This is a genomic window from Streptomyces sp. NPDC093568 (assembly GCF_044764945.1).
GTDB lineage: Bacteria > Actinomycetota > Actinomycetes > Streptomycetales > Streptomycetaceae > Streptomyces.
This window is the reverse complement of the sequence record NZ_JBIWJD010000003.1, coordinates 79,825-96,177: the sequence shown is the minus strand read 5'-3', so window position 1 is coordinate 96,177 and position 16,353 is coordinate 79,825. Positions and strand designations below refer to the sequence as shown.

The 16,353-nt window shown below is 74.3% G+C and carries 10 protein-coding genes and 2 pseudogenes; 7 read left to right on the top strand and 5 right to left on the bottom strand.

Annotated features, from left to right (window positions below; translation table 11 throughout):
• Positions 1-57: 57 nt before the first annotated feature.
• Positions 58-258, bottom strand: a pseudogene (locus ACIRD7_RS14540) (DUF418 domain-containing protein); the annotation flags it as partial.
• On the opposite strand from ACIRD7_RS14540, the pseudogene ACIRD7_RS14535 reads away from it, so the two are divergent.
• Positions 255-371 (top strand): annotated as a pseudogene (locus tag ACIRD7_RS14535) (two-component sensor histidine kinase); the annotation flags it as partial. The pseudogenes ACIRD7_RS14540 and ACIRD7_RS14535 overlap by 4 nt on opposite strands.
• Before the next feature lie 17 nt (positions 372-388).
• On the opposite strand, the gene ACIRD7_RS14530 reads toward ACIRD7_RS14535, so the two are convergent.
• Together ACIRD7_RS14530 and ACIRD7_RS14525 are read right to left on the bottom strand one after the other, a co-directional pair.
• Entirely contained in the window at positions 389-1,234 is an 846-nt protein-coding gene (locus tag ACIRD7_RS14530; RefSeq protein ID WP_403453160.1) for an NmrA family NAD(P)-binding protein, read from the bottom strand.
• A complete protein-coding gene (locus ACIRD7_RS14525) occupies positions 1,231-1,659 on the bottom strand; it encodes a nuclear transport factor 2 family protein (RefSeq protein WP_403453159.1) in 429 nt (142 codons plus the stop codon). The genes ACIRD7_RS14530 and ACIRD7_RS14525 overlap by 4 nt, the downstream gene beginning before the upstream one ends.
• 91 nt (positions 1,660-1,750) lie before the next feature.
• On the opposite strand from ACIRD7_RS14525, the gene ACIRD7_RS14520 reads away from it, so the two are divergent.
• Positions 1,751-2,335, top strand: coding sequence for a TetR/AcrR family transcriptional regulator (locus ACIRD7_RS14520; RefSeq protein ID WP_403453158.1), 585 nt, complete (start codon positions 1,751-1,753; stop codon positions 2,333-2,335).
• 19 nt (positions 2,336-2,354) lie between these two features.
• Here ACIRD7_RS14520 and ACIRD7_RS14515 read toward each other — a convergent pair whose 3' ends face one another.
• Complete coding sequence (locus ACIRD7_RS14515; RefSeq protein ID WP_403453157.1) at positions 2,355-2,711, bottom strand: luciferase family protein; 357 nt, start codon at positions 2,709-2,711, stop codon at positions 2,355-2,357.
• Between the two features lie 141 nt (positions 2,712-2,852).
• The gene (locus ACIRD7_RS14510; protein ID WP_403453156.1) at positions 2,853-3,416 is read right to left on the bottom strand and encodes a heme-binding protein; all 564 of its coding nucleotides are present in this window, start codon (positions 3,414-3,416) and stop codon (positions 2,853-2,855) included.
• A gap of 233 nt (positions 3,417-3,649) precedes the next feature.
• On the opposite strand from ACIRD7_RS14510, the gene ACIRD7_RS14505 reads away from it, so the two are divergent.
• The 5 genes from ACIRD7_RS14505 to ACIRD7_RS14485 all read left to right on the top strand — a co-directional run bounded on the left by ACIRD7_RS14505 (position 3,650) and on the right by ACIRD7_RS14485 (position 16,335).
• A complete protein-coding gene (locus tag ACIRD7_RS14505) occupies positions 3,650-4,885 on the top strand; it encodes a sensor histidine kinase (protein ID WP_403453155.1) in 1,236 nt (411 codons plus the stop codon).
• Complete coding sequence (locus ACIRD7_RS14500; protein ID WP_403453154.1) at positions 4,882-5,553, top strand: response regulator; 672 nt, start codon at positions 4,882-4,884, stop codon at positions 5,551-5,553. The genes ACIRD7_RS14505 and ACIRD7_RS14500 overlap by 4 nt, the downstream gene beginning before the upstream one ends.
• A 217-nt stretch (positions 5,554-5,770) precedes the next feature.
• Entirely contained in the window at positions 5,771-13,534 is a 7,764-nt protein-coding gene (locus ACIRD7_RS14495) for an SDR family NAD(P)-dependent oxidoreductase (RefSeq protein ID WP_403453153.1), read from the top strand.
• Between the two features lie 61 nt (positions 13,535-13,595).
• Complete coding sequence (locus tag ACIRD7_RS14490; protein ID WP_403453152.1) at positions 13,596-15,062, top strand: FAD-dependent oxidoreductase; 1,467 nt, start codon at positions 13,596-13,598, stop codon at positions 15,060-15,062.
• A 121-nt stretch (positions 15,063-15,183) separates the two neighbouring features.
• Entirely contained in the window at positions 15,184-16,335 is a 1,152-nt protein-coding gene (locus tag ACIRD7_RS14485) for a hypothetical protein (protein WP_403453151.1), read from the top strand.
• Positions 16,336-16,353: the final 18 nt, after the last annotated feature.

Here is a 16,353-nt window from a genome sequence, read left to right as displayed (position 1 = left end):
CGGTGGTGGCGTCTTTCGCGGATGAGGGGCGCCACCACTTTTTCCTGGTGGGGCGGTTCAGCGGACCAGTTCGGCCGGCTTCGTGGCCCTGCCGAGAAGCCATTCCAGGGGGCCGCGGCGGAAGCGGCGGGACCAGAGGGCGGTCAGGGACATCGAGCCGACGGCGATGACGGGGCGGGCGAAGCGGTGGTAGCGCCGGAAGGCGTCCACGGCGGCCAGGCAGCCGGCCAGGACCGCGATCGCCACCCCGGTGTTCGCTCACGAACACACCGCCGGCCCGGCCCTCGCTGCCCCTTCCCGGCTCGCAGCAGGGTCTGATCGGCCTGCGGGAGCGCGCCGAACTCCTCGGCGGCGCCCTGGAGTCCGGCTGAGTCACCGAGTCACCGAGTCACCGAGGAGCCAGCTCCCGTTCGGCCACCGCCCGGAAGGCGTTCGGCGGGCGGCCGGTGACCCGGTGCACGGCGTCGGTGGTGCGGTCCTCGGCGCCCTCGGCGATGGCGCGGTCCATGTCGGCCAGCATGGCGGCGAACTCCCTCGGAATCACCGCGGCGAGCCGGTCGCGCATCTCGTCCGGGGTCAGCCGGTCGTGGGTGACGGGGCGGCCGGTGACCTCGGTGACCACAGCGGCGATGTCGTCGTGGCTGAGTGCCTCCGGGCCGGTCAGGACCAGGTCGGTGTTGTGCGCCCGCTCGTCGGTCAGGGCGCGCACCGCGACTGCGGCGATGTCGTCGGCGTCGACGAATCCGACGCGGCCCGCGCCGGCCGCCGTCCGGATCACGCCGTGCTCGCGGATGCTGTCGGCGTGGGCGTGCGTGCCCGTGAAGTTCTGCATGAACCACGAGGGCCGCAGCACCGCCCACTCGTCGAACAGGCCGGGCAGCGCCTGGTGCACCTCCCCCACCGCCCGGCCGCCTTCGGGAATCGCCGAGGCGCTGAGCAGCACCGCGCGCGCCACGCCGGAGGAACGCGCCTGCTTCAGGAACGGCAGCATGACGGCGGCAGGGTCTGGATCTCCGACCGGCGGCACGAGGTAGACGGCGTCGGCTCCGGTCAGGGCGCCGTCGAACGTGCCGGGGTCGTACCAGTCGAATCGAACCGCCTCCGTGCCGGGCAGCGCGTCGGCCCGGCGGCCGGCTGCCCTGACCCGATGACCGGCCGCGATCAGCCGCGCGGCGGTGCGGCTGCCCGTGGTGCCGGTGGCGCCGATGACGAGGACGGTGCGCAGCGAGGTCATCGGGCGCCGCTCCCGGTGAAGTCCATGCCGGGCTCCTGGACGGCGAGGGGGTTCCAGTAGTCGCGGTAGGACGTGAAGTGTCCGTCCTCGACGGTCACGACGGCGATGTAGGTCATGTCGAAGGGGGCGTCCGTCGCGACCATACGGCCCACCCCGCGCATCTCGACCACGACCGTCCCGGCGTCGGTCGTCTCATGGATCCGCAGGTCGGGAAAGTCGTGCAGGTCGATGTGGTCGGGGTAGTCCCGCATGTACGACGCGATCGCCTCCCTGCCCTCCAGCCGCCGGGGCCAGCCGGGCGGCGCGAAGGGGAACTCCATGACGCCGTCCTCGGTCCACAGGCCGACCCAGGCGGCGATGTCCTTGTCCAGCAGCAGCCGCAGGCTGTGCCGGTACAGGTCTGCCGGTGAGGTGGTCGCGGGCATGCGCTTCTCCTTGCCGTACGATACGGACCAGCGGTCCGCTTCGCTGGAAACAATACGGACCGTCGGTCCGCTTCGCAACCCGAGGAGCTCCATGCCCGATCGCAAGCCCCGCAAGGACGCGGCCCGCAACCGGGCAGCCGCCTTCGCGGCCGCCGACACCCTCTTCGCCGAGTGCGGGAGTCCCGACGAGGTCACCATGGCGGACATCGCGGCGGCGGCCGGCGTCGGAAAGGCGACCCTCTTCCGCGCCTTCGGCGACCGCACGGGTCTGATCCAGGCACTGTGTGCCGCACGGCTCGAACCTCTCAGGGAGGCGGTCCAGGAGGGCCCACCGCCGCTGGGCCCCGGCACGCCGCCGCTCCAGCGGGTCCCGGCCCTGCTCGACGCCGTCCTGTGCTTCAAGCTCGACAACCGCCATCTCGCGCTGGCCCTGGAGACGACCGGCACGGACAGCCCGTATCGCACGGAGCACTACGAGCGCTGGCACGCCCTGCTCATGGACCTCCTGGAACAGGTCCCGGGCGTGACCGAGAGCGACTTCACCGCCCACGCGCTGCTCGCGGCGACCCGGGCCGACCTCGTCGAGTACCTGGCCGGCGAGAAGGGGGTGCGACGGGAGGAACTGCGGGAGCGGCTGGCGAAGTTCACCGCCGGAGTGCTCGGCGGCGACGCGTGATCCGTTTGCCGACGCTCCGTCAGCGACCGTTGCAGCAGCCGGACTTGGCGCCGTCCGGATCCGGCTGCTCCTGATGGACCTGCAGGGCGACGCTCGCCAGGGTCAGCAGCAGGTCGATGTCCGAGTCGCAGTCCAGGTGGATGGTGACCCAGTCCGAGTCGGGGTCCAGCCGGACGGCCGTGGAGTTCTTCAGCTCGTCCTGGAAGCGACGGATCGCCCTGGCCGTCAGGTGCAGGTCGACGCTGTGGTCCGAGTGGAAGTGCGCGATCTCGGCGCCGGCCGAGCGCAGCGCCCGGCCGGTGCCGCAGCTGGGCGGTGCCTCCGCGAGGTCGGGCCAGCTCGACAGTTGCGTCATGGCGCGTAAGGCCGTGGTCATGGCTCCATCATCGAGCGCTCACCACCGGGCCACCAAGGCGTGAGCAAGCCGTAACCGGAACCTGTCGGCTGGGCCGGGCGGCGAGAACCGGATGCGGTCGCCGAAAGCCCACGGCATCCGGTTCTCGCGCCGCCCCGGTGACTAGCGGGCGATCGCGTTCGCACCCGCCTGTGCGAACTTCTCGTCCAGCGCCCCGGACGGCGCGCCCGCGACGCCGATGCCGGCGATCGGCGCGTTGTTCGCGGTGACGGCGACACCGCCCGCGAGGAACAGCGTGCCGGGGATGTCCTTCAGGTTCGGGGCCTGCTCCAGGCGCTCCGCCAGCTGGGAGGTGGGGGCGTTCCAGGAGACCGCGGTGAACGCCTTGCGCTCGGCGGACTCGTACGACTGCGGTCCGGCGCCGTCGCCGCGCAGGGTGACGACCGTGTTGCCGTTGCGGTCGACGACGGCGACCGTGACCCGCTGGTTCTCCTTCTCGGCTGCGTCGAGCGCGGCCTGCGCCGCCTTGGTGGCGGCGTCGATCGTCAGGTGCGTGGAGGTGGTGGTGCCCCTCTCCGCCACGGCAGCGGCGGCGGCCGGCGGCGTGGCGGGCGCCGAGGCGTTCGCGGACACCGCACCGAAGCCCGCCAGGGCGACTGCGGCGAGGACCGCACCGCCGGTGGCGACGCGAGCGCGGCGGGAGAACTTCTTGTGCACGGGGTTCATGGGTCGGTCGACTCCTTCGGTGGGCGGGCGGCCCGGTTGCCGCCCCGCTTCGTCCGCTCTCCACCCTCGGCCCGGACCGGGGCCCGCGCGGTCGACGTTCCGGCTCGCCCGGGATGGCGCGACGGACGACACCGGGGTCATCCGATCGGTTGACCCGCCCTGCTCCCGCCCCGGGTCACAATGGAGGTGTTTGCCCAGCTCAGCACCGGCAGGCGGGAAGGAGGCGAGCCCCGATGGGGAACCGGCCGTACGAACCGGGCACCGTGGACACCCGGTGGCTCGGCTTCGTGATGCACGCGGCGTTCTTCCTGCTGCTCGGCGGAGCGCTGGCCCGATTCGTCCTGCGCCACCCCGGCGAACCGCGTACTCCCTGGATCATCGCGCTGTGCGTCGTGCTCGCCGTCCTGCACCTGCTCGGGCCCGGGACCGGCGAGCAACACCCTCGGCCCACCCCGCGGGACTCGGCGTGGCTGGCGCTGGTCGTCGTGGTGTGGATGGTGCTGGTCGTGCTGGCGCCCAGCTTCGCGTGGTGCGCGGTGCCCTTGTTCTACACCGCCCTGCGCACGCTGCCGGCCCGCGCCGCCCTCGTGCTCGTCGCGGTTCTGACCGGCTTCGTCGTCGCCGCCCAAGTGCAGCTCGCGGGCCGTTTCGACCCGAACCTGGTGCTCGCGCCGCCCGCCGTGGCGGCCCTCGCCACCGCCGTCTTCCTCCAGATGGAACGGCACACCGCGCGCCAGCGCGTCCTGATCGACGACCTGATCCGCACCCGCCACGAACTCGCCGCCTCCGAGCGCCGCGAGGGCACTCTCGCCGAACGCGAGCGGCTCTCGATGGAGATCCACGACACGCTCGCGCAGGGTCTGTCCAGCCAGCAGATGCTGTTGCAGGCAGCCGACCGGGTGTGGGACACCGAGCCGGACAAGGCGCGCGCCCATGTGCGCACCGCCGCCTCGGTCGCCGCGCACAACCTCGCCGAGGCCCGGCGCTTCGTGCACGATCTCGCGCCCGCGGACCTGGTGGCCGACGGCCTCGACGAGGCGCTGCGGGCCCTGGCGGCGCGCGAGTCCGGGGCGGATCTCACGGTACGGGTCCACGTCGACGGCGACGGCCGGCTCCCCCGGCTGCCCGACCGGGTCCAGTCCGCCCTGCTGCGCATCGCCCAGGGTGCCCTGGCCAACGTCCGTGAGCACGCGGCCGCCACCCATGCCGCCCTCACCCTCACCCTCCTCGACGACGAAATCGTCCTGGACGTCTCCGACGACGGCCACGGTTTCGATCCCGCCACGCTGCCGGACTCCCGCGGCACGCAACGCGGCCACGGGCTGCCCGCCATGCGGGCCCGGCTGCGCGCGCTCGGCGGGACCCTGACCATCGACGCCACCCCGGGCGAGGGCACCGTCCTGTCGGCCTCCGTCCCCCTGGAGGCACCCACGATGGCCCCGCCGTCCCGCCTGGAGACGCCCCGATGACTCCCGACCGCGCCGCCCCGGCCGGTGCCGCCGGCACCCCCTCCGCCGTACGCATCCTGGTCTGCGACGATCACGCCGTCGTACGGGCCGGGCTGCTCGCCCTGCTCGACAGCGCCCCGGACATCGAGGTCGTCGGCGAGGCCGGCAGCGGCGAGGAGGCGCTCGCGCTGGCCGCGAAGCTCACCCCGGACGTGGTGCTGATGGATCTGCAACTGGGCGAGGGCATCGACGGTGTGGAGACCACCCGCCGTCTCACGGCCGTGCCCGGCACCGCCACCCGGGTCCTGGTCCTGACCACGTACGACACCGACGCCGACATCACCCGCGCCATCGAGGCCGGCGCCACCGGCTATCTGCTCAAGGCCGAGCGCCCGGAGGAACTCTTCGCCGCGATCCACGCCGCCGCCGAGGGACGCCCCGCCCTGTCCGCACCGGTCGCCGACCGCGTCATGGCCAACCTCCGCCGCCCCCGCCCCACCCTCACCGACCGCGAACGCGACATCCTCACCCAGCTCGCCCGCGGCATCGGCAACCGTGACATCGCCCGTGCCCTGTTCATCAGCGAAGCCACGGTCAAGACCCACCTGCGCCGCATCTACGACAAGCTCGGCGTCGACACCCGCTCGGGGGCGGTGGCGGTCGCGAAGGAACAGCGTTTGCTGCCCTGAGGGGTTGGCGGGCGCGAGCGGGCGTATCCATCGGATTGTCGGCCTGTTGTCGGTCCTGTGGTCCACGGGATGGTCGCGCTGCCCATCTGGCAGGCCAGGCTTGAGCCCTGATCGCCCTGCCCTAGCAGCCCACGCGCCGTACGCTGATCATCAGACCGAGGGGTGCGGACGTGGGAACCGGGGGGGATCAGCGGTGGCGGCAACCGAGGTGTTCGAGGTGCGTCCCGTAACGGAGTTGCTCGCCGAGAACGCGTTACGTCAGGGCGACAGGGCGGCCTTCACCGATGACCGGCGCACGGTGGGCTGGGCCGAACTGGAGCGCCGGACCGCTCGGTTGGCCGGGGGGCTGGAGGTCGTCCGGGGTACGCGGGTGGCCTTCTGTCTGGACGACTGCGTGGAGTTGGCCGAGGGGCTCCTCGCCACGGTGCGGGCCGCCGCGGTGGGTGTGCCGCTGAGGTCCCGCGGTACCGACGCCGAGCTCGCCCAGCTGCTGGGCGACTGCGACCCGGCCGTGCTGGTCACCGACCGGAGGAATCTGCCGCGGATCGCCCGGCTCGTCGCCGACCGGGAGATCCGGCTGGTGGTGACCGGCGAGGGCCCGCTGCTGGAGGGCGCCACCCGCTTCGAGGACCTCGCCACGCAGGCCTCCCTCCCGCCCTCGGACGACCTCGGCCTGGACGAACCGGCCTGGCTGCTCTACACGTCCGGCACCTCCGGCACACCCCGGGGCGCGCTCTCCAGCCAGCGCTCCGCGCTGTGGTCCTCGGCCGCCTGCTATCTGCCCCGGCTCGGGCTGTCGGCGACGGACCGGGTGCTGTGGCCGCTGCCGCTCGCGCACACCTACGCCCACTCCCTCTGCGTACTGGGCACCACCGCGGCGGGGGCGAGCGCGCGGATCACCGCGACACCCGAACCGGCCGCACTGGTGCGGCTGATCGGCGAGTACGCGCCGACCGTCCTGGCCGGCGTGCCCCTCACCTTCGGGCAGTTGCTCGACGCGGGCCTGGGCGCGGTGCCCTCGCTGCGCTTCTGCGTGACCGCCGGTGCGCCGAGCGATCCAGAGCTGCGGGAGCGGGTCGAGGGGCGGTTCGGTGCCCCGCTTCTCGACGGGTACGGCAGTACCGAGACCTGCGGCAAGATCGCCATGGAGGCGCCCGGCGGGCCGAAGGCGGGCGGCGGCAGCGGAACACCGCTCCCCGGCATGGACGTCCGGCTGGTCGATCCGGAGTCCGGACGGGACGCCACCGAGGCGGAGGGCGAGATCTGGGTGCGCGGCCCCGGCGTCATGCTGGGCTACCACGACCGCCCCGAGGAGAGCGCCGATGCCGTACGGGACGGCTGGTACCGCACGGGTGACCTGGGCCGGCTCGACCAGCGGGGCGTCCTGACCGTCACCGGACGGGTGAACGACCGGATCGTGCGCGGCGGCGAGAACGTCGACCCGACCGAGGTCGAGCGGGTGCTGCACGGCCTGCCCGGCGTACGGGACGCGGCCGTGGTGGCACGGCCGCATCCGCTGCTCGGTGAGGTGCCGGTCGCCTTCGTGGTGCCGGCGGACCCGGCGCTCGATCCGGCGGGTCTGCTGCGGGCGTGTGCCGAGGTGCTCTCCGCGCACAAGGTGCCCGACGAGGTCCTGTTCACGCCGGCCGTGCCCCGCACGGCGGCGGGCAAGCCTCGCCGGGCCCTGCTGCGCGAGGCGCTCGCCGGACGCCCGCCCGAGCCCACGCTGTCACGGCTGGCCGAGCGGACACCCGCCGAGCGGCTGGCCGCCCTCACCGACCTGGTGTGCGCGGAGACCGGGTCGATCCGCGGGACGGACGCCGACCCCGGCACCGCGTTCGCCGATCTCGGCCTGACCTCCATGGACGCGATGACCCTGTGGCACCGGCTCAGCCTGCGCACCGGACTGCGGCTCCCGGCCACGCTCGTGTGGGACCACCCCAACCCGGCCGCGGTGAGCGCCTACTTGGACGCGCGGCTGCACGGGTCGGCCACGCCGCCCGCCACCGCACCACCCCGGCGCGGGCCGGAGGCCGAACCGATCGCGATCGTGGCCGTCGGCTGCCGTTACCCGGGCGGGGTGACCTCGCCGGAGGACCTCTGGCGGCTCACGGCCGAACGGGTCGACGCGACCGGCGACTTCCCCGCCGACCGGGGCTGGGACCTGGCGTCCCTCCACGACCCCGACCCCGACCGGATCGGCACCACGTACACCCGCCGTGGCGGGTTCCTCGACGACGTGGCGGAGTTCGACCCGCTGTTCTTCGGCATGTCACCCCGCGAGGCCCTGGCCACCGACCCGCAGCAACGCCTGCTGCTGGAGGTCGCCTGGGAGACGCTGGAACGCGCGGGCATCCCCGCGCCGGCCGTGCGCGGCAGCAGCACCGGCGTGTTCGTCGGTCTGATGCACGTCGGTTACGCCGGCGGGGTCACACCGCACGAGCTGGAATCGCACGTCGCCATCGGGTCGTCGGGCAGCGTGGCCTCCGGCCGGGTCGCCTACTCGCTGGGGCTGCGCGGTCCGGTCATGACCCTGGACACGGCCTGCTCGTCGTCGTTGGTCGCGATGGACCTGGCCGCCAAGTCGCTGCGGGCCGGGGAGTGTTCGCTCGCGCTGGCCGGCGGGGTGACGGTGCTGTCGAGCCCGCAGCCGTTCGTGGCGTTCAGCCGTATGCGCGGCCTGTCGCCGGATGGCCGCTGCCGGTCGTTCGCCGCCGGCGCCGACGGCACCGCCTGGGGCGAGGGCGTCGGTCTGGTGCTGCTGGAGAAGCTCTCGGACGCCCGGCGCAACGGCCATCCCGTCCTGGCCGTCCTGCGGGGCTCCGCCGTGAACTCGGACGGCGCCTCGAACGGCCTGACCGCGCCCAACGGCGAGGCGCAGCGGGACCTGATCCGGCTGGCGCTGGCCGACGCGGGACTCGAGGCGGCCGACGTCGACGCGGTCGAGGGGCACGGCACAGGCACCTCGCTCGGCGACCCCATCGAGGCCGGCGCGCTGCTCGCCACCTACGGACAGGACCGCGACCCGGCCGACCCGGTGTGGCTGGGCTCGGTCAAGTCGAACCTGGGGCACACCCAGGCCGCGGCGGGGGTGGCCGGCGTCATCAAGATGATCGAGGCGATGCGCCACGGCGAACTGCCCGCCTCCCTCTACGCGGAGCAGCCGTCCCCGCACGTCGACTGGTCCGCCGGCGCCGTGCGACTGCTCGACCGGGCCCGGCCCTGGCCCCGTCGGGAGCGCCCGCGGCGGGCGGCGATCTCGTCGTTCGGCATCGGCGGCACGAACGCCCACGTGATCATCGAGGAGCCGGCGGCCGAATCCGATGCCGAGGCGGACGCCGGGACCGGCCGGGACTCCTCCCGGCCGGCGCCCCAACTGCCCCTCACCCCCTGGCTGGTCACCGGCGGCGACGAGGCCGGCCTGCGCGCCCACGCCGCACGGCTGACAGCCGCCCTGGCCGACGTGACCGACCGGGGCGCTGCGCTGGACGCCGCCTACTCCCTGGCGACCACCCGGGCACCGCTGTCCCGCCGTGCGGCCGTCGTCGCCGCCGACGCCGAGGGCCTGCTCGCCGGGCTGCGCGACCTGGCGGCCGGTGCCGAGGGTCCGGCGCTGCTCCGGGGCACGGCACGTACTCGCCCCAAGGTGGCACTGCTCTGTGCGGGCCAAGGTGCCCAGCGGACCGGGATGGGCCGCGAGCTGCGCGCCGCCTTCCCCGTCTTCGACGCGGCGTTCACCGCTCTGTGCGACGAGTTCACCCCGTGGCTCGACCGGCCCCTGCTGGAGGTGATCGACGACCCGGACGACGCCCTGCTGAACCGCACCGACTACGCGCAGCCCGCGCTGTTCGCCTACGCCGTTGCCCTGCACACCCTGCTCGACGAGTACGGCGTACGACCGGACGCCCTCGTCGGTCACTCGATCGGCGAACTGGCCGCCGCCCATGTCGCCGGGGTGTTCTCCCGCACCGACGCGGTGCGACTGGTCGCCGCCCGGGGCCGGTTGATGGCGGCCCTGCCCAGCGGCGGCGCGATGATCGCGGTCCGTGCCACGCCGGCCGAGGTGACGCCCCTGCTCGACGAGGTGCCCGGCCGGGTCGCGGTCGCGGCGGTCAACGGCCCGACGTCGGTCGTGCTCTCCGGTGACGAGGAGGCGGTGACGGCACTCGCGGCCCGGCTCGGCGGACCGGCCCGCCGGCTGCGGGTGAGCCACGCCTTCCACTCGCCGCTGCTCGGCCCGATGCTCGCCGAGTACCGTGCGGTCGCCGAGTCGGTGACCTACCGCCGGCCGGTCGCCGCGGTGGTGTCGACGCTGACCGGTCGGCCCGAGTCGGACGCGCTCGCCACCGCCGACCACTGGGTCCGCCAGGCGCGCGACACGGTCCGGTTCGCCGACGCGGTGGGCCACTTGGCCGACTCGGGCGTCACGGCGTTCGTGGAGGCGGGTCCCACCGCCTCGCTCGGCTTGGCCGCCGAGAGCTGTGTCGCCGCGGACGCGGGGGCCGTGTTCACGTCGTGCGCCGACGCGCGTACGACACTCGAAGGGCTGGCCGCGCTGCATGTGCACGGGGTGTCCGTGGACTGGCGGTCGGTGTACGCGGGCACCGGTGGGCGGCGGCGCCCCCTGCCCACGTACCCCTTCCAACGGCAGCGCTACTGGCTGGACGCCGTACGGCATCGCACCTCGCCCGGCCATCCCCTGTTGGGAGAACCACAGCCCGACGCCGACGGGCCCGGCATCCGGCACACCGCCGTGCTGTCCACGACGCGCCACCCGTGGCTCGCCGACCACACGATCGGGGACCGTGTGGTCGTGCCCGCGACGCTGTACGCCGAGCTGGCCGGCCGGGCCGCCGGCACCTCCGGCCCCGTCCGCCTGGCCGAACTGGCGCTGCACGAACCGCTCGTGCTGTCGCCGGCGGATGACACGCGGGTGCAGGTGGTGGCCGGGGCGCCGGACGCGGAGGGCGGCCGGCCGGTCGCCGTCTGGGCCCGCCCGGCCGGCACCACGGGCGCGTGGAGCAGGCATGCCACCGCGACCCTCGCCCCGGCCGAGGCGCCGCCCACCGGTCCACCGCCCGGAGCTTGGCCGCCGGCCGGCGCCGAGCGGATCCCGGTCGTCGACTACGCCCGGCCGGCCGCTCTCGGCCTTCACTACGGGCCCGCCTTCCGCGCGGTGACCGCGCTGTGGCGCCGGGGCGACGAGGTCTTCGCCGAGCTGGCGCTGCCGCCCACGGAGGCGGCGACCGCGAGCTCGTACACCCTGCACCCGGCGCTGTTCGACGCGGCGCTGCACGCGGCGCTGCTGGCCGAGGAACCGGACGGCCGACCGCGCGAGCCCCGGGCCCCGCTCTCCTGCACGGGAGTCACGGTGTACGCCACCGGCGCCTCCGCCGCCCGGGCCGTCCTGCGGCGGCTCGGCCCGGACGAGTTCCGGGTCACCCTCACCGATCCGTCCGGCCGGCCCCTCGCGGCCGTGGAGTCGGTGGTCACCCGGGCGATCCCGATGCCCAGCACCGCGCAGACCCCGAAGAGCCCCGGGACCTACCGCCTCGTCTGGCGCCCGGCGGCCACCGCCCCCGTCCAGGACGTGAGCCCGGAGCACGAACTGCTCGACGTGGCCCGCCTGGCCGCCGCCCTGCCGGAGGGCGCCCCACCGACCGAGCGGGTACGCCGCCTTCTCAACGCCGTGCTGGAGCGGATCCGCGACTGGACGGCCGACGCCCGGCCGGGCCGACTGCTGGTGCTCACCCGGGGTGCCGCCGACGACGACCCGGACCTCGCCCAGGCCGCGGTCGCCGGGCTGGTGCGCAGTGCCCAGTCCGAGCATCCGGACCGGATCGTGCTGGTCGACCGGCGTGGAGTCACGCCCTCGGCGGCGGAGTTGGAGACGGCGCTGCGGACCGGCGAGCCCCAGGTCTCCCTGCGCGACGGGGTGGCCCTGGTGCCCCGGCTGGCCCCCGCGGACCCCCCGGCCGCCGAGCCGCCGGGTCTGGACCCCGAGGGGACGGTGATCGTCACGGGTGGCACCGGCGCGCTCGGCGCGAGCCTCGCCCGGTACCTGGTCGCCGAGCGCGGGGTACGGCACCTGCTGCTGACCGGCCGCAGTGGCCGGGTGCCGGACTGGGCGGCCGATCTGCCGGCCAAGGTGCGGGTCGTGGCGTGCGACGTGAGTGTCCGCGCCGATGTCGACGCCCTGGTGGCCTCCTGTGACCCGGCTCCGAGGGCGGTCTTCCACCTCGCCGGGGTGGTGGACGACGGTGTGGTGGACGGCATGACCCCCGAGCGGCTCGCGGCCGTGCTCGCGCCGAAGGCGGACGGTGCCTGGCATCTGCACGAGGCGACCAAGGGCCTCGGCCTCTCCGCGTTCGTGCTGTACTCCTCGGCCGCCGGCGTCCTCGGGCGGCCGGGTCAGTCGAACTACGCGGCCGCGAACGGCTTCCTCGACGCGCTCGCCCGGCACCGAGTCGCCCAGGGACTGCCCGCGCAGGCACTGGCCTGGGGCCCCTGGACCACCGCGGCGGACGACGGGATGGCGGCCGGTGTCGCGCACGACCGCCTGGTCGAGGGCGGCGTCCTGCCGGTCACGGAGCAGGAGGGCGTCCGTCTGCTCGACGCGGCGATGCGCGTGCCGGAGCCGGTGCTGGTGCCCATTCCGCTGGACCTCGCGGCAGCGGCGGGCCCGACCGCACCGCCCGTCCTCGCGGACCTTCAGGCGCGACGCGCGCCCCGGGCCGAACAGGCCCCCGTCCCCGGCACACCGGCCGTGAGGGCTGCCGGACAGGCGCCCGGCGCGTGGCGTGAGCGGCTCGCCGCCGTCGCCGCCGCCGACCGCGCTGCCCTCCTGGCCGAGCTGATCCGCGCCGAGATCGCCGCGGTGCTGGGCTTCCCCGACGCGGCCCAGCTCCCCGCCGAACGCCCCTTCACCGATCTCGGCTTCGACTCGCTGACCGCCGTACAGGTGCGCAACCGGCTCAGCGCGTACACGCGGGTGCGCCTGGAGCCGACCGTCGTGCTGGAGCACCCCACGCTGCCCGAGCTGGTCTCGCACGTCCTCACCGTGCTGACCGACGCGGGCGGGCTGCCGCAGGACGGATCGGACACGGCAACCGAGGCCGGCCCGGCGGAGGAAATGACCGGGCCCGGCGCCCATCCCCCGGCGTCGGCCTACCGTTTCAGTGCCCTCTACCATCAAGTGCTGCGCGATCAGGGGGCCTTGGAGGCGATGGGCCTGCGTCATCTGGCGTCCTACGCCCTGCCGTCCTTCGCCGAAGAGGAGCGCGCCCGGTACGCGGTCCCGCCGGTCCGGCTCGCCCAGGGCGGCGGAACGCCGCTGGTGTACATCCCGGACTACCTCTCGCCGTACCAGCGCGTGCCCACCGCCCTGGCCGGGCAGTTCGACGGCGAGCGCGACCTCTTCCTGCTGGAACACCCCGGGTTCGGTACGCGCCGGGCCGTTCCGGACAGCATGGCCACGCTCGCGCGGACGCACGCGGACACCGTGCGCTCCCTGACCGCGGGCGGTCCCGCGGTCCTCGTCGGGTTCTGCGCCGGCGGCGCGGTCGCCCATGCGGTGGCCGGACACCTCGCACGGGCGGGACAGCAGCCGACCGGCGTGATCCTGATCGACTCGCACGCCGGAGTGCTGCGCCGCGACGACCCGCGCGGGCTCGCCCTGATGGCGGCCGGAGAGGCCCTTCCGGAGGGCGTCGTCGACCAGTTGGACGACTCGTTGCTGATCGCCGGCGGCGGCTACGCGCGCGTGCTGGAGAACTGGCGGCCCGAACCGTCGCCGGTCCCGACCCTGCTGCTCCGCGGCCGGCCGACCGCGCACATGCGGCGCGCCGCCCCCGACCGGGACTGGGAGCCGCACTGGCCGCTGCCGCACGACAGCGCCGACGTCCCCGGCGACCACTACTCCGTGCTCCAGGGCGACGCCGGCGGTACGGCCGCCGCGATCCGCGCCTGGCTGACCGGGTGACCGGCTGCGACGCCCGGCCACGGGACCACGTGACCGCACACGAGAACAGAGGAGCTCCTTGATGACCTCGGACTACGACCTCGTCGTGGTGGGCGGCGGGCCGGCCGGCTCGACCGCCGCGACGGCGGTGGCCCTGCGGGGGCACCGGGTCCTCCTGCTGGAGCGGGAGACGTTCCCCAGGTACCAGATCGGCGAGTCGCTGCTGCCGGCCACGGTGCACGGCCTGTGCCGCATCCTCGGAGTCGCCGACGAGGTCGCCGCGGCCGGCTTCACCCTCAAGCGCGGCGGGACCCTGCGCTGGGGGCGGGATCCGGAGCCCTGGCAGTTCTCCTTCGCCATGACACCCCGGCTGCCCGAGCCCACCGCGACCGCCTTCCAGGTGGAGCGCTCCCGGTTCGACGAGATCCTGCTGCGCAACGCCGAACGCGTCGGGGTCGAGGTCCGCGAGGGCAGCCCCGTGCGGCGGGTGCTCACCGAGGACGGGCGGGTGCGCGGCGTCGAGTACACGGCCCCGGACGGGACCGCGCGCACCGCGCGCGCCCGGTTCGTCATCGACGCCTCGGGCAACACCAGCCGGCTCCACGGCCAGGTCGGCGGAGCGCGCGTGTACTCCGACTTCTTCCGCAACCTGGCCGTGTTCGGCTACTACGCGGGCGGGCGCCGGCTCCCCGAGCCGAACAGCGGCAACATCTTCTGCGCCGCGTTCGACGCCGGCTGGCTGTGGTACATCCCGCTGCGCGACGACCTGACCAGCGTCGGCGCCGTGATCGCGCCCGAGCACTACGCGGCCGTACAGCGGGACCCGCGCGCTGCCTGGCAGGACATGATCAAGGCCTGCCCGGAGGTCGACCGGCTGCTGACGGACGTGCCGGTCGCGACGGAGGCGCCGTACGACCGGGTGCGGGTGCGCAAGGACTACTCGTACTGGAAGAACTCGCTCTGGACGCCGGGCATGGCGCTCGTGGGCGACGCCGCGTGCTTCGTGGACCCGGTTCTCTCCTCCGGTGTCCATCTGGCCACGTACGGCGCCCTGTTGGCGGCGCGCGCGGTGAACTCGGCCCTGGACGGCAGCCTTTGTGAGGATCGCGGCTTCGCCGAGTTCGAGGCGCGCTACCGCCGGGAGTACGGCGTGTTCTACGAGTTCCTCATCTCCTTCTACGACATGGAGCGCAACGAGCGTTCCTACTTCTGGTCGGCGAAGAAGGTCACCCGGGTGAACCTCGACGAAGCCGCCGCCTTCGCCGAACTGGCCGGTGGAGTGGCGTCCGGCGACCGCGCGGTGGTCGGGTCCGGATCGCTCGGCGCCCAGTGGAGTGCCGGGGCGGCCGAACTGGAGGGCGCGGTTCAGCGGCTGACGGCCGGTCAGGACCGGACGAACCCGCTGCTGTCCACCCGGGTCGTCTCCGAGACCTTCCGCACCGGCAACGACCTCCAGGAACAGGCACTGTACGGCGGTCCCCTCGACGATCCGGCCCCGGCGGGCGGACTCAAGGCGACCGAGGACGGCCTGTCCTGGCTCGCGCCGTGACGTGAGGGCTCCGGCCCCGGAGTCGGCGCTCCCGCGCACCCTGACATTCGTCAGGGACACCGCGACCGGGCGCCCGCTCTAGGGTTCGAGCTCCGAACCGCTCACCGCGAAAGGCATGACCATGCGCCGTCTTCACGCCGCTGTCGCCGCGCTGCTGCTGGTCGGCGTCACGGCGGGGTCCGCCGCTGCCGACGCCCGGGCCCAGCGGCCCCCGCAGGCCGCCGCCGCGGCCGTACAGGTGCCCGCCGGCGTCACCGCGGGGGCCGCCGTCTTCGACCGGCAGACCGGCACCTTCACCGAGCAGCTCAACACGAGCGCCCGCTTCCGCTCCGCCTCCGTCGTCAAGCTGCTGCTGGCGCTGGACTTCCTGTGGAACCGGGGCCCCGACTACACCGTGCCCGCCGCCGACCGGGCCCTCCTGGAGAAGATGCTGCGCGGCAGCGACGACGACGCGGCCGACCACTACTGGTCGACGTACGGCGGCTCGGCGATCATCAACCGCATGGTCAGCCGTCTCGGCCTGAGCGACACGGCACCGCCGCCCACCGAGTACGCGGGCTACTGGGGTTACACCGCGCTCTCCGCCCGGGACACCGTGACGATCTACCGCTACCTCCTGGACTCGGCGCCGGGCCCGGTGCGGGACTTCGTCATGGACAACCTGCGCAAGTCCACGCGCTGCGCCTCGGACCACTTCGACCAGCACTTCGGTATCGCCGGGGCGTTCGAGAAGCCGTGGGCGGTGAAGCAGGGCTGGTCCGGATCCTCGTATCCGGAGGGCACCTGCGGGGCCGGCGGTGCGGCGGCGACCGCGTCGAGTGCTCCGGCCCCGGGGCCGGCCGCCGCCGCGAGCGTGGACCTGACCCGGCCCGCGCTGCACAGCACCGGGACGGTCGGCGCCGGCGACCGGTATGTCGTGGCCGTGCTCACGCTGCACCCGGTGGGCACGTCGTACGGAAAGGCGTACACGGACATCGGCAGGTTGACCCGCTCGCTGAACGTTCCGGGGGCGGCACGGCCGACCGGGTGGTGGTACGGCACGTGGAGCGACCATGTGAACGTCCGCCCGAATCCGTCCACGGCCAACGCGCGGATCACCCAACTCCCCGCCGGAGTCGAGGTGTTGATCGGCTGCCAGAAGCGGGGCGAGGAGGTCGAGGTGCCGCCGTACACCAATGACTGGTGGGCCTATCTGCCCCAGTACGGCGGCTGGATCTCGAACATCTACGTCAGCTCGCCCGACAACCGGATCCCGGACGTCAAGGACTGCTGAACCGGTCGGCCCGCTTCC